The sequence below is a fragment of the Arsenophonus sp. ENCA genome (genome assembly GCF_002287155.1).
GTDB classification, from domain to species: domain Bacteria; phylum Pseudomonadota; class Gammaproteobacteria; order Enterobacterales; family Enterobacteriaceae; genus Arsenophonus; species Arsenophonus nilaparvatae.
Genome location: NZ_NHNG01000785.1, coordinates 1 through 13,862, shown reverse-complemented (window position 1 = coordinate 13,862; position 13,862 = coordinate 1). Strand labels below are relative to the sequence as shown.

Annotated in this window: 10 protein-coding genes and 2 pseudogenes; 9 read left to right on the top strand and 3 right to left on the bottom strand. The window is 39.0% G+C overall.

Annotated elements, in window-relative coordinates; genetic code table 11:
• The 3 genes and pseudogenes from CBG25_RS20375 to rluA form a co-directional block, all read left to right on the top strand.
• The coding region (locus tag CBG25_RS20375; RefSeq protein WP_290603757.1) for a transposase at positions 1 to 372 on the top strand (372 nt) is incomplete at its 5' end.
• Between the two features lie 307 nt (positions 373 to 679).
• Positions 680 to 3,586, top strand: coding sequence for an RNA polymerase-associated protein RapA (gene rapA, locus CBG25_RS20370; protein ID WP_290608907.1), 2,907 nt, complete (start codon positions 680 to 682; stop codon positions 3,584 to 3,586).
• Positions 3,587 to 3,637: 51 nt separating this feature from the next.
• Positions 3,638 to 4,285, top strand: a pseudogene (rluA, locus tag CBG25_RS20365) (bifunctional tRNA pseudouridine(32) synthase/23S rRNA pseudouridine(746) synthase RluA).
• Between the two features lie 40 nt (positions 4,286 to 4,325).
• Here the strand turns inward: rluA and djlA are convergent.
• The gene (djlA, locus tag CBG25_RS20360; protein ID WP_290608906.1) at positions 4,326 to 5,144 is read right to left on the bottom strand and encodes a co-chaperone DjlA; all 819 of its coding nucleotides are present in this window, start codon (positions 5,142 to 5,144) and stop codon (positions 4,326 to 4,328) included.
• Positions 5,145 to 5,326: 182 nt separating this feature from the next.
• Here djlA and lptD point away from each other — a divergent pair, with 182 nt between their 5' ends.
• The 6 genes from lptD (at position 5,327) to apaH (ending at position 12,076) form a co-directional block, all read left to right on the top strand.
• Positions 5,327 to 7,666: an LPS assembly protein LptD gene (gene lptD / locus CBG25_RS20355; protein ID WP_290608908.1), complete on the top strand. Its 2,340-nt coding sequence runs from the start codon at positions 5,327 to 5,329 to the stop codon at positions 7,664 to 7,666.
• Between the two features lie 83 nt (positions 7,667 to 7,749).
• On the top strand, positions 7,750 to 9,051 hold the full coding sequence (surA, locus tag CBG25_RS20350) for a peptidylprolyl isomerase SurA (protein WP_290608905.1): 1,302 nt from the start codon (positions 7,750 to 7,752) through the stop codon (positions 9,049 to 9,051).
• Positions 9,052 to 9,056: 5 nt separating this feature from the next.
• Positions 9,057 to 10,052, top strand: a complete 996-nt coding sequence (gene pdxA, locus CBG25_RS20345; RefSeq protein WP_290608904.1) for a 4-hydroxythreonine-4-phosphate dehydrogenase PdxA — start codon at positions 9,057 to 9,059, stop codon at positions 10,050 to 10,052.
• On the top strand, positions 10,045 to 10,854 hold the full coding sequence (gene rsmA / locus CBG25_RS20340; RefSeq protein WP_290608903.1) for a 16S rRNA (adenine(1518)-N(6)/adenine(1519)-N(6))-dimethyltransferase RsmA: 810 nt from the start codon (positions 10,045 to 10,047) through the stop codon (positions 10,852 to 10,854). The genes pdxA and rsmA overlap by 8 nt, the downstream gene beginning before the upstream one ends.
• A 23-nt stretch (positions 10,855 to 10,877) precedes the next feature.
• Complete coding sequence (gene apaG, locus CBG25_RS20335) at positions 10,878 to 11,255, top strand: Co2+/Mg2+ efflux protein ApaG (protein WP_032114535.1); 378 nt, start codon at positions 10,878 to 10,880, stop codon at positions 11,253 to 11,255.
• Between the two features lie 2 nt (positions 11,256 to 11,257).
• Entirely contained in the window at positions 11,258 to 12,076 is an 819-nt protein-coding gene (gene apaH / locus CBG25_RS20330; RefSeq protein ID WP_290608902.1) for a bis(5'-nucleosyl)-tetraphosphatase (symmetrical) ApaH, read from the top strand.
• A gap of 257 nt (positions 12,077 to 12,333) precedes the next feature.
• On the opposite strand, the gene folA is transcribed toward apaH, so the two are convergent.
• Together folA and CBG25_RS20320 are read right to left on the bottom strand one after the other, a co-directional pair.
• Complete coding sequence (folA, locus tag CBG25_RS20325) at positions 12,334 to 12,828, bottom strand: type 3 dihydrofolate reductase (RefSeq protein ID WP_290608901.1); 495 nt, start codon at positions 12,826 to 12,828, stop codon at positions 12,334 to 12,336.
• 218 nt (positions 12,829 to 13,046) lie between these two features.
• Positions 13,047 to 13,595, bottom strand: a pseudogene (locus CBG25_RS20320) (multicopper oxidase domain-containing protein); the annotation flags it as partial.
• Positions 13,596 to 13,862 lie beyond the last annotated feature (267 nt).

The following is a 13,862-nucleotide window of genomic DNA, read 5'->3' as shown; positions in this document are numbered from 1 at the left end:
AGCACCCACGACAGTCAGCATTTCGAAAGGGTCATTGACAAGGCCAACACCAATCGCAATATCTACGCCGACCGAGGCTATCCCTCTGCGGAGCGGGAAGCTTGGCTGAAGGCAAACGGCTATAGGAGCCAGATTCAGCGTAAAGGCCATCGAAACAAACCGTTGTCCAAGACTCAGCAAGGGCGAAACCACAGGATTGCAAAGACTAGGGCACGGGTTGAACATGCATTTGCGGCGATGGAACAAATGGGTAGAAAACTGATCCGCACCATTGGACAGGTGCGCGCTAATTTTGCCATGACGATGATGGCAGCATGTTACAACCTAAAGCGGTTGGCGTACTTCCAGAGCGCGTGCATCGTGGCTTTCTGACGCCCAGAATGGGTCAAATGGCCCTAGCCAGGGCAATGTGCGATAGAATCAGTAGCGTGATAATCAAAAAAAATCTAATTATTTAGAATGAAAGCCAAGGGTTAATTGAAAATCTTGAGTTTTTCGAGGTGCCCAATAATATCTTATAAAAAAGCATTTTTATAGGTGACTATTGGCACCGCATTTATTAACACACAGTCCTTTCAAAAAGAGAGTAAGATATTGTTTTATGATTAATATAATTACTCTCTTCAAAATGAACAACCCATAATTTTCTCAAACATACGGATAAACTGAGTTAAAATTTATGCCATTTATTCTTGGTCAACGCTGGATAAGCGATACAGAAAGTGAACTTGGATTAGGTACCGTGGTAGCTATTGATAGCCGCATGGTTACAGTACTTTTCCCTGCAAGTGGAGAAAATCGGCTTTATTCAATAAATAATGCACCAATTACACGCGTTATGTTTAATGAAGGCGATCTGATCACCAGCCATGAAGGCTGGCAGTTAAGAGTTGACAATGTACAACAAGACGAGGGAGTACTTGTCTATACAGGAACTCGTATCGATTCCGATGAAAAAAACGTCAGCCTGCGCGAAGTGTTTCTTGATAGCAAGTTAACTTTTAATAAACCACAAGATCGTTTGTTTGCCGGTCAACTTGATCGAATGGATCGTTTTGCATTACGCTATCGTGCTTTGCGTTTCCAATACCAACAATTTGGTCACCAAACCGGTGGACTAAGAGGTATGCGTGCCAATTTGATCCCTCACCAACTTTATATTGCTCAAGAAGTAGGTAAACGCCACCATCCACGTGTTTTATTAGCAGACGAAGTTGGATTAGGCAAAACTATTGAAGCAGGAATGATCATTCATCAACAGTTACTTGCTGGACGTATTGAACGAGTACTGATTATCGTACCTGAAAGTTTACAACACCAATGGTTAGTCGAAATGCTACGTCGTTTTAATTTGCATTTTTCGCTGTTTGATGACAGCCGTTATACCGAATCGTTACACGATAGTGAGAATCCTTTTGAAACAGAGCAGCTGGTCATCTGTTCTCTTGATTTCGTTCGCCGCAATAAAAAACGTTTTGATCATCTGTTAGAAGCCAGTTGGGATATGATGGTTGTTGATGAAGCCCATCACCTGGTATGGAGTGAAGAGTCGCCTAGCCGTGAATACCAAGCTATCGACACGCTGGCTCAGCAAATTCCTTCAGTGCTGTTATTAACCGCTACCCCTGAACAGCTGGGTCAAGAGAGCCATTTTGCTCGCCTACGTTTACTGGATCCTAATCGCTTTCATAGCTATCAACACTTCATTGAAGAACAACAAAATTATAGCCCGGTTGCCGAAGCCGTTACTTTGCTCCTTTCTGGTGAAAAATTAAATAATAAGCAACAAAATTTACTAACAGAATTAATTAAGGAGCAGGATATTGAGCCTCTGCTTAAAGCCAGTAACAGTGATAATGAAGAAAGTGAAAAAGCACGTCGCGAATTGATTACCATGTTGATGGATCGTCATGGAACGAGCCGTTTACTATTTCGCAATACCCGTAATGGAGTTAAAGGCTTTCCTCGGCGTGAATTACACGCTATTAAATTACCTTTACCTCCACAGTACCAAACAGCAATTAAAGTTGCTGGCATCATGAATGCTAAGAAATCCGTTGATATCAGTGCGCGGGAGATGCTCTATCCTGAACAAATCTATCAGACGTTTGAAGGTGAAAATGCAACTTGGTGGAATTTTGATCCCCGGGTTGAATGGCTAAAGCATTTCTTAACAACTCACCGGCAAGAAAAAGTTTTAGTTATCTGCTCTCAAGCAACTACTGCCTTACAATTGGAACAGGTACTAAGAGAAAAAGAAGCGATCAGAGCGGCCGTTTTTCATGAAAATCTATCATTACTCGAACGGGATCGGGCGGCTGCCTATTTTGCCTCCCAAGAACAAGGTGCCCAGGTATTACTATGTTCTGAAATTGGCTCTGAAGGACGTAATTTCCAATTCGCCAACCAGTTAGTTATGTTTGATTTACCTTTTAATCCTGATTTGCTTGAGCAAAGAATTGGGCGTCTGGATCGTATCGGTCAAAATCGGGATATCCAAATTAGCGTACCTTACCTTGAAAATACTGCCCAAGCTATTTTGCTACGATGGTATCATGAGGGGCTTGATGCCTTTGAGTATACTTGTCCAACTGGTCGCGCTATTTATGATCAATATTATCAGCAACTGGTTGAGTATTTGGCTAAACCCACCGTCCTTGATAACTTTGACGATTTTATTAAGGTTTGCCGAGCTAAACATAACCAACTCAAAACCCAATTAGAGCAAGGGCGCGATCGCTTACTAGAAATGAATTCTAATGGTGGTGCAGTTGGTCAAGATTTAGCTAACCATATTGCAGAACAAGATAATAGTATTGATTTGATTAATTTTTCATTAAATTTGTTCGATATCATTGGTATTAACCAAGAAGATCGCAGTGATAATCTGATCGTTCTTACGCCTGCTGAACATATGTTGATACCTGATTTTCCTGGCTTGCCGCAAGATGGTTGTACTATTACCTTCGATCGTACTCAAGCATTGTCTAGAGAAGATACCGAATTTATTAGCTGGGAACACCCGATTATTCGTAATGGTATGGATTTGATCCTTTCTGGCGAAATTGGCAGTTGTGCTGTGTCTTTATTGAAAAATAAAACCTTACCAGTCGGTACACTACTTACTGAATTAATTTATGTTGTTGAAGCACAAGCACCTAAAAACCTACAAGTCACTCGCTTTTTACCGCCAACGCCAATTCGTATTCTAATGGATTTAAAAGGTAATGATCTGGCTAAGCAAGTAAAGTTTGAAAGTTTTAATCGTCAGCTAAATACTGTGAATCACCATACTGGTAGTAAACTGGTAAATGCCGTACAAAAAGAGGTACATAACACACTGCAACTTTCTAAAGCCATAATAGAAAAAGAAGCAAGTATGTTGATTGCCGAAGCAAAAACACAAGCGGATAAAATATTATCGTTAGAGTATTCGCGATTAGAGGCATTAAAATCTGTCAATCCGAATATTCGTCCTGATGAATTAAGCGCTATTGAATATGAACGCCAACAATTATTGCTCAATATTGATCAATCTAATTGGCGATTAGATTCTATACGCCTGGTGATTGTTACCCATCAGTAATTATTTATCGCCAGAAACAATAAAGTTTTTGGCCACGTTGGAGCAACTGATATGTTTTACAATCCGCCTATCGATCCCTGGCTACACGTTCTTTATCAAGATCAGCATATTATTGTGGTGAACAAACCTAGTGGTTTGTTATCAGTACCTGGTAAAGCCGCCGAACATAAAGACAGTATTATGACACGGGTTCAGGCGGATTTTCCAACAGCTGAATCCGTTCATCGCCTTGATATGGCAACCAGCGGAGTTATGGTCGTGGCATTGAATAAAAGCGCAGAAAAAGAGTTAAAACGTCAATTCCGTGAAAGAGAGCCACAAAAAATTTATCAGGCAAGGGTTTAGGGTCATATTACCAATAAAAAAGGACTTATTGATCTGCCTCTGATCTGCGATTGGCCTAATCGGCCTAAACAAAAAGTGTGCTTTACAACCGGTAAACAAGCACAAACTAAATACGAAGTGTTAGCTTATGAAAAACAAACAACGCGAGTTAAACTTGTTCCGATTACAGGTCGCTCACACCAACTACGTGTTCATTTGCTGTCACTAGGTCATCCTATTATTGGTGATCGATTCTATGCTCATCAAGCAGCGCTAATACTCTCTTCACGTCTACAATTACATGCAGAAGCACTTTACATTACGCACCCAGTTTATGGGTCACCTATCCACTTCACGTGTAAAGCAGATTTTTAGCAGCTGGAAAACTTATTTAACTAACGTTTAACATTATATACTATTTAAACTGACGCTCTTTTTTAATTAAATCATAAGCTAATTGAATGGATTGTGCTTTTTGTTTGGCAATTTCCATCATTTCTGGTGGTAATCCTTTAGCAACCAATTTATCTGGATGATGTTCAGCCATTAATTTACGATAAGCACGTTTAATTTTGGTTTGTTCATCATCAGGTTGCACACCTAATACCTTACAAGCATCCGCTAATGTTGGTCCTTGAGCAGTATGTCGATAGCGATTGGAACCATAAGAATAGTTACTACTATGCTCAAACCGTCGACCGCCGTCCATCATATGTAAGAATTGTTCAAACTGATTATGTGAAATGCCTAACTCTTCAGCAATAATAAACAGTACTTTTCGCTCATTTGGATGCAAAGCACCATCGGCAAAAGCAGCTTGTATTTGAATTTCCAGAAACATCTGGATAAGATCAAATCGACCGAAACAAGCTCGGCGTAATTTTTTCAGCGTTTGTCTTAGAGGAAAATTTTGTTCCTTACCTTCTCTAAATGCATTTTGTGCTGAAATTCTGGCATCACCATGCAACTGCATTCTGTCCATCAGGTTTGTTGCTAGTTGAATATCAACTTCAGTGACTCGGCCTTTTGCTTTCGTCAAATGGCCTAAAATCTGAAATGTGCTGACAAAAAAGAGTGCCTGACGGCTCTGCTTATTGCCTGTTTTTTCTAAATTTTGCTGTTCTGATGCTTTATCATATGCATGACCGATAATGAAACCGATGATAACACCCCAAATATGAGTGCCAGACATGATCCCCAACATAACACCAATAATTTTTCCCCAATACCGCATAAACCTCTCAATTCCCCAATGCCCTGAGTATAATTTTGCATTATCATACTACTCATTCTACTCTGTGCCTAATAACCTGAATATATAGCTGATGGTTTTATACAGACAAGAGCCGTTAAGTACGTTAATTGTTGAACTTTTGCCTACACGATAATATCGATGAAGGAACTACATACAGAATGATGAAAAAAAGTCACCCGACACTACTTGCTACCATGATTTGGATAGCTGTTCATAGCCAACAGGCCCATGCTGATCTAACAGAACAATGTATGCTAGGAGTACCGGTATATACTAAACCCATCGTGAAAGGTAATCCCAATGATCTACCCATCCATATCACCGCAAAAGATGTGGCTGGTGAATATCCTCATTTCATCGAGTATAAAGGTAATGTAGATATTCAACAAGGTAACCAAACTCTCACCGCCGATGAAGTTAAATTGACCCAAACAGAAACGACAAGTAAAAATCCATTGCGTACGGTAGTAGCAACAGGAAATGTACATTATGATGATCCACAAATCATCCTAAAAGGACCAAAGGCATGGTCAAATCTTAGTAATAAAGATACCGATGTCGAAAAAGGTGACTATTTGATGGTCGGGCGTCAGGGTCGCGGCTACGCAAATAAAATGAAATTGCGCGGAGAAAATCGCTACACCATTTTAGAAAAAGGCATGTTTACTGCCTGCCTTCCAGGTAATGATAGCTGGAGCGTTGTTGGCTCAGAAGTTATTTTAGATCGCCAAGAACAGGTTGCCGAAATATGGAATGCACGTTTTCGCATTGCTAATGTACCTGTTTTTTATAGCCCTTATTTACAATTACCGATTGGCAATAAACGTCGATCCGGTTTTCTACTACCTAATGGTAGTTATTCTAAAGGTTCAGGCTTAGACTTTGCGCTACCCTTTTACTGGAATATTGCACCTAACTACGATGCAACCATTACACCACAATTTATGACCTTTCGTGGCGTAAAACTGAATAACGAGTTTCGTTATCTGACAATTGCTGGAACCGGTACTGTTGCCGTTGATTGGCTAAAACACGACCGCAGTTATATTAAAGATAAAAATAGTGGCAAGTATCCCGCTCGTGATAGCGATGATCGCTGGCTTCTATATTGGGGTCATTCGGGCGTACTCAATCAAGTATGGCGTTTTAATATCGATTATACCAAAGTCAGTGATCCAAAATATTTCACCGATTTTACCTCTAAATATGGTAATAGTACTGACGGCTATGCCACTCAGAAATTCAGTGTCGGTTATGCACAACCTAACTGGAATGCACCCTTAACACATAAACAGTTTCAGGTTTTTGTCGATTCACCGAATAGTAAAGCTTACAAAACTGAACCGCAATTAGATCTAAATTTTTATAAATATGATCTGGGGCCATTTGATCTGAAAACTTATGCCCAAGCAGCGCGTATTACCAGTGTTGGGGCCAATAATCCTGATGCCACTCGGTTACATATCGAGCCAGAATTGAACCTACCATTAGCAAATGATTGGGCCAGTATTAACAATACTGTTAGGGTAATGGCAACTTATTATGATCAGGATATCCCTGACAAACTGGCTAATGGCACGCTAAAAAAACATGTTACTCGCGTCTTACCGTCAGTAAATTCTGATGCGAAACTAGTTTTCGAACGTGACCTACTGACAAATAGCAATTATGTACAAACGTTAGAACCTCGGGTGCAATATCTTTATGTACCTTATCGCGACCAAAGTGATATTAATAATTATGACTCCTCCTTGCTACAGGCTGACTATAACGGTTTATTTCGTAACCGCATTTATAGCGGCTTAGATCGTATCGCTTCTGCTAACCAATTAACGACCGGTATTACTACGCGTATTTATGATGAAGAATTAACCGAACGTTTTAATTTTTCTGTCGGACAAATATACTATTTTGAGCGGCCCAGAACTGAAGATTCCAATTTACCAATTGAAGATAAAAGTAATACCGGTTCATTATTATGGGCCGGTGATACTTATTTACGCTTAACAGATAACTGGGGACTGCGTGGTGGGCTCCAGTATGATAGACGGCTGGGTGATATTACAATGGGGAATGTTGTGACCGAATATCGCCTGGACTCAGATCGCTTAATTCAGCTAAATTATCGCTTTGTCGATCGCGATTATATTCAAGCAACAGTTAGAAGCGCACCAGCCTTTCAAAAAGGAATTTCTCAAATGGGGGTGGTAGTGAGTTGGCCTTTAGGTGATCGCTGGGGCTTTGTTGGCTCATACTATCATGATCTAAAAGAAAACCAACCCGCCAGTCGATTAATCGGTTTACAATATAGTACGTGCTGCTGGTCAATTAATATGGGCTATGAGCGTAAAATCGTCGGCTGGCAAGAACAAAACTTCAATAGTGACTATGATAATCGCTGGTCAATCAATGTGGAACTAAGAGGCCTTAATAATAATCATAATTTGGGAAGTCAGGATATGCTTGCTAGTGGTATTTTACCTTATCAACGAGCCTTCTAATAAAATTGATATTTTCAACTATCAAATAGAAGAAACCTGAAATAGGATCAAACCTTAATATAATCGAACAAAATGAGAACTTTATGAATTATTGGAGAAAACTGATTATTGGCTTGTTGTTCACTGTTAGCACTACCACACTGGCCGCGCCACAACCATTGGATAAAGTGACTGCTATTGTTAATGATGGCGTTGTGCTACAAAGTGACGTAGATAATATGCTAGATATAGTAAGAATAAACGCCAGAAATGCAGGACAACAAATCCCCGATGAAAATGCATTACGTCACCAAATATTAGAACGCTTGATCATTGACAAAATTATTATGCAAATAGCCGAAAAAATGCAGATCCAGATCCCTGATCAAGCAATAGATGCTACTATCGCCAATATTGCAGCCCAAAATAGATTAACGGTTGGCCAACTACAGCAAAGATTATCAATGGATGGTATCAATATACAAAATTACCGCAGCGATGTTCGTAGAGAAATGATGATCGCAGAAGTACGTAATAATGAGGTTCGTCGACGGATAACCGTCCTGCCGCAAGAAGTAGAATCACTGGCTGCCCAACTTAATTCACAAGCTGGTCAAGATGCTAATGTCAATTTAAGCCATATTTTGATCCCATTACCAGAAAATCCAACTAATGAACAAAGTCAATCAGCAATGGCTACGGTAAATAAAATTATCGCCCAATTAAAGCAAGGTGCTGATTTTGGTAAGCTGGCCATTACTTACTCTGCCGATCCTAATGCTTTAAAAGGCGGGCAAATGGGCTGGAGTAAAGTTGAAGAATTGCCAACCGTTTTTGCTCAACGAATTCAGCATGCTAAAAAAGGCGATATCATTGGACCTATACGTTCTAGTGTCGGTTTTCATATCCTAAAACTTAATGATATACAAAGTGGCAATATGCCGATTTCGGTTACCGAAGTGAAAGCTCGCCATATACTTATTAAACTTTCACCTATTATGAATAGCGAACAGGCATATGCAAAAATACAACAAATTGCACAGCAAATTAAAACGGGTCAACTAACCTTTGCCGAAGCAGCTAAAAAATATTCACAAGATCCTGGCTCTGCATTACGCGGCGGTGAACTTGGCTGGAATATGCCCAATGTTTATGATCCAGCATTTCGTGATGGTTTAATGCGTTTAAATAAAGGTGAAACGAGTCAACCAATCCAGTCCTCTTTTGGCTGGCATCTTATTCAACTGGAAGATACTCGCCAAGTTGATAAAACCGATGTAGCCCAGAAAGATCATGCCTATCGTCTATTATTCAATCGTAAATTTAACGAAGAAGCGCAAATTTGGATGCAAGAACTACGCGCATCTGCCTATGTAAAAATTCTCAATGATAGCGATGCACAGTAATCTTTATGGAAAAAAAAACTAATACTATCGTTCTCACCTCCGGTGAACCGGCCGGGGTAGGTCCTGATCTTTTGATCCAACTCGCTCAACAAAATTGGCCGGTTAGATTAGTTGCTTGTGCTGATCCAGACCTACTAATAAGCCGAGCGGATCAACTCGGCTTAGAATTAGAATTAACTATTTATTCGCCAGGAACTTCAAATAACAACCAAGCTGCCAAAACATTGACCGTGTTACCAATAAAATTACCTGCGCCGGTCAAAGCAGGCCAACTTAATAAACGAAATAGCACGTATGTAATAGAAACACTTAGCCGCGCCTGCGATGGCTGTATGACTGGTGAATTTTCAGCATTAGTTACCGGCCCTGTTCATAAAGGAATTATCAATGATGCTGGCATTCCCTTTACCGGGCATACTGAATTTTTTGCTGACAGAAGTAAAACAAAAAAAGTCGTCATGATGTTAGCGACAGAAACATTGCGTGTTGCGCTAGCAACAACCCATTTACCTCTCAAACAGGTTCCCGCTGCAATTACTTTTCAAAGCCTACAAGAAGTTATTTATATTTTAAATGAAGAATTAAAATATAAATTTGGCATTAAAACACCCGCCATCTATATCTGTGGTTTAAATCCTCATGCCGGCGAAGGCGGACATATGGGACATGAGGAAATCGATACTATCATCCCAGTTATCGAGAAATTGCGTCATGAAGGATTGCAGCTTTATGGCCCTTTCCCGGCAGATACCCTATTCCAACCCAAATATCTGAACCAAGCTGATGTGATTTTAACTATGTATCACGATCAAGGTCTGCCTGTGCTAAAATATCAAGGTTTTGGCCACGCGGTAAACATTACTTTAGGCTTACCCTTTATTCGTACATCGGTTGACCATGGTACAGCGATCGAGCTAGCAGGAAGTGGGCAAGCAGATGTTAACAGTTTTATAACAGCCTTAAAATTAGCTATTAGCATGATACAAAATAACAATGAATAAACGAATCCATCAAGGGCACTTTGCCCGTAAGCGCTTTGGGCAAAATTTTTTAACTGACCCATTTATTATTGACAATATGGTTACTGCTTTTAACCCAAAGCCTGATCAAGCTATTGTTGAAATTGGCCCGGGTCTAGGTGCCCTAACATTACCTATTAGTGCACTTATAGAGAATATGACGGTAATCGAGTTAGATCGTGATCTTGCCGCCCGTTTAGCTGCACACCCTGCGCTGAGTGCTAAACTAACAATTATAGCAAACGATGCAATGACGATTGATTTTGGCGCAATAGCGAAAGAAAAAGGTCAACCCCTCAGAGTGTTCGGTAACCTTCCTTACAATATTTCAACTCCGCTAATGTTCCATCTTTTTACATATACTAATGCTATTGCTGACATGAATTTTATGCTACAAAAAGAGGTTGTAAATCGCTTAGTCGCAGTACCGAATACTAAAGCATATGGTCGCCTTAGCGTTATGGCGCAATATTATTGTCAGATAATCCCTATCTTAGAAGTACCGCCGTCGGCTTTTTCACCTGCGCCAAAAGTGGATTCAGCTGTCGTGCGTTTAATTCCTCATCAACGAAACCCTTACCCTATTTGTGATGTCAAATTATTAAGTCGTATTACTACACAGGCATTTAATCAACGACGTAAAACTATTCGTAATAGTTTAAGTGATTTTTTTAGCGTGCAAGATTTTGAGCAATTAGGTATTGATCCAAATTGTCGCGCTGAAAATATTTCAGTAGAAAATTATTGCAAGTTAGCCAGCAAATTGGCTAAAACCTCTCGCTAATAGTGATAAACTTTGGGGGCACTATGCTAAATGAACCTAACATCTGTATACAAGTTCAAAGTGTCTATATTGAAAATCAATCTTTACCTGAAGAAGCCAGATTTGTTTTTGCCTATACGGTTTCTATTCGCAATCTCGGCCGCACGCCGGTACAGCTAATAAGTCGCTATTGGTTAATTACCAATAGTGATGGTAAACGTACCGAAGTACAAGGACAGGGCGTGGTAGGAGAGCAACCTATCATTCAACCAAGCGCCGAATTTCGTTATACCAGTGGTGCTATTATAGAAACGCCAATGGGAACCATGGAGGGCCATTATGTGATGTTAGATAATGATGGTAAAAATTTTTATGTTGATATCCCAGTTTTTCGTCTTGCTATCCCAACAGTTATAAACTAATTATGGCTACTTATCTTATAGGAGATATTCACGGTTGCTATCGTGAACTTAAAGCACTTCTCAAACAAGTGAAATTTGAACCACAAAAGGATGTTTTATGGATCACCGGTGATCTCGTCTCCCGTGGCCCGGATTCACTCAAAGTTTTACGTTACATTAAAACATTAGGCTCATCCGTCAAAATGGTACTAGGTAATCATGATCTCCACCTTATCGGTGTATATGCCAATATTAGCCATAATAAACCCAAAGACAAACTGAAAAAATTACTGACAGCGCCTGATGCTGATGAATTAGTTAATTGGTTACGACGTCAACCATTATTACAAGTTGACAATAAGAAAAAAATCATCATGGCACATGCTGGGATCACACCACAATGGGATTTAGCAACAGCACAGATGTGTGCCAAAGAAGTAGAGGCTATTCTTAGTAGTGATAGCTATCCTTTATTTATCGACTCCATGTATGGCGATATACCGAACAACTGGTCACCAAATTTAACAGGGTTATCCCGTTTACGCTTTAGTACTAACGTCCTAACTCGTATGCGTTATTGCTTTCCTGACGGTCAGTTAAACATGACCTTGAAAAATAAACCTGAAAACACACCTCCTCCTTTAAAGCCTTGGTTTGATCTGCCGCGAAAAATACCACCAGAATATGCCATTATTTTTGGTCATTGGGCTTCCCTTGAAGGGAAAGGAACACCTGAAGGTATTTATGGATTTGATACTGGTTGTTGCTGGGGAGGAAAACTGACTTTATTACGCTGGGAAGATAAAAAGTATTTTCACCAGCCTGCATTTACCAAAAGATAACTAACACTATGCTTATTCTACTATGCAACAGATAATGGAATATAAGTAATAAATTAATTAATTTTGTTTAATATGACTAAAATAATAGCTATAAAAGCTATTTGAATAGCCCCTTATTTATAAATATTTGACTTAAATTATTTAATTAATAATACAAATTTAATTTTTATTTATATATTTAACATCCCCTAATTCAAATTAATAATAAAAAACCGAAGTATTAGTCTTCGATTTTTTATTACCACCAAGAATCTCTCTTAGCTCTGTGAACGGCGTTCTAATATTTCAAAACAATAATTATGAGAATTTTTATCATCTGCTTCATGGTATTCAGTAAATACAGAGTCCCACTCATTAGGCTCATAAACAGGAAAATAGGTATCACCAATCACTTCAGCATCTACATGCGTTAAATAAAGACGATTCGCCAGAGGTAAGAATAATTCATAAATTTTCCCCCCGCCTATAATCATTATTTCTTCTACTTCTCCTGCTGCAGCTAGTGCCTCATCAACTGAGTTAACCCAAACAACTCCATTATCATCACTCAAATGAGTATGACTAAGAATAATATTCAAACGTTGAGGTAAAGGTTTACCTATAGATTCATAAGTTATACGTCCCATTATAACTGGCTTATTTAACGTATTACGCTTAAACCAGGCTAAATCACCGGATAACATCCATGGCATGTTATTTTCCAAACCAATCACCTGATCCGCCGCCATTGCTGCGATTAAACTAATATTCATTAGGTCACCATATTGGCATAATAGAAAATTGGATTTTACATTTAATAAATCCAATCACTCTTCGATAAATCTACGTTTTTATAAAAACGATCAAATTATTAATTACTATTATATAGATAATTTTAAATAATAAATAACAATCGAAATAACAAAACATAAAATAATACAATTACTTTTTTATAATCAGCCACAAAAATATTCTATATTATAGAAATAAATTAAGCTGATGGATTGATCACCATCTGCGCAACTGAGCCTTTATCCGCTTTCTCTAAATTTTGACTAAAATACAAAAAAGGAAAATGATCATAAGACGGTTGTAGCATATTAACTAATAATTCACTGTATCCATTTATCCATACTGTATCTTTCCAGCCATAATCTTCCGGCCCTGGTACAACGCCATTATGATTAATAACTTTGAAACGAACACCTTCAATATGAAATGCTTGCGGCTCATGCGCTTTTACCGTCCAGCGTTCCCATGCTCCCTGCTGGGTGATTAAGTCAATACGATTCACATCCCGCATCATACCATTAATGCCAAAAGGTTTGCTAAGGATCACTTCACGATTACGGATCGTCGATGTGATTTGGCTGGTGTCATTAACTAGAGTCTCTGGTAAATTATCTGTTACTAAGGATAATAATCCTGAAGAACAAATGGTTAAAACTTTGGTTGAATTTAATAAAGTTGACGGTTCGAAAAGTCCTTTAATACGATCCATAACCCCTGCTGCTCTTCCAGCCGTTATCGTTAATAACTCTAAACTAGTTGCTGAATAGAGACTTGCATTTTTTGTCACGCTATTGAGAATAAAAAGAGGTTTAACTTAGAGAATAAAGGTTTGAAATGATCAACAAAGAGCGGCTGTTACGAGATAATCGTTTATGTAAAGCAATCATTAAACTAGTTGCTGAATAGAGACTTGCATTTTTTGTCACGCTATTGAGAATAAAAAGAGGTTTAACTTAGAGAATAAAGGTTTGAAATGATCAACAAAGAGCGGCTGTTACGAGATAATCGTTTATGT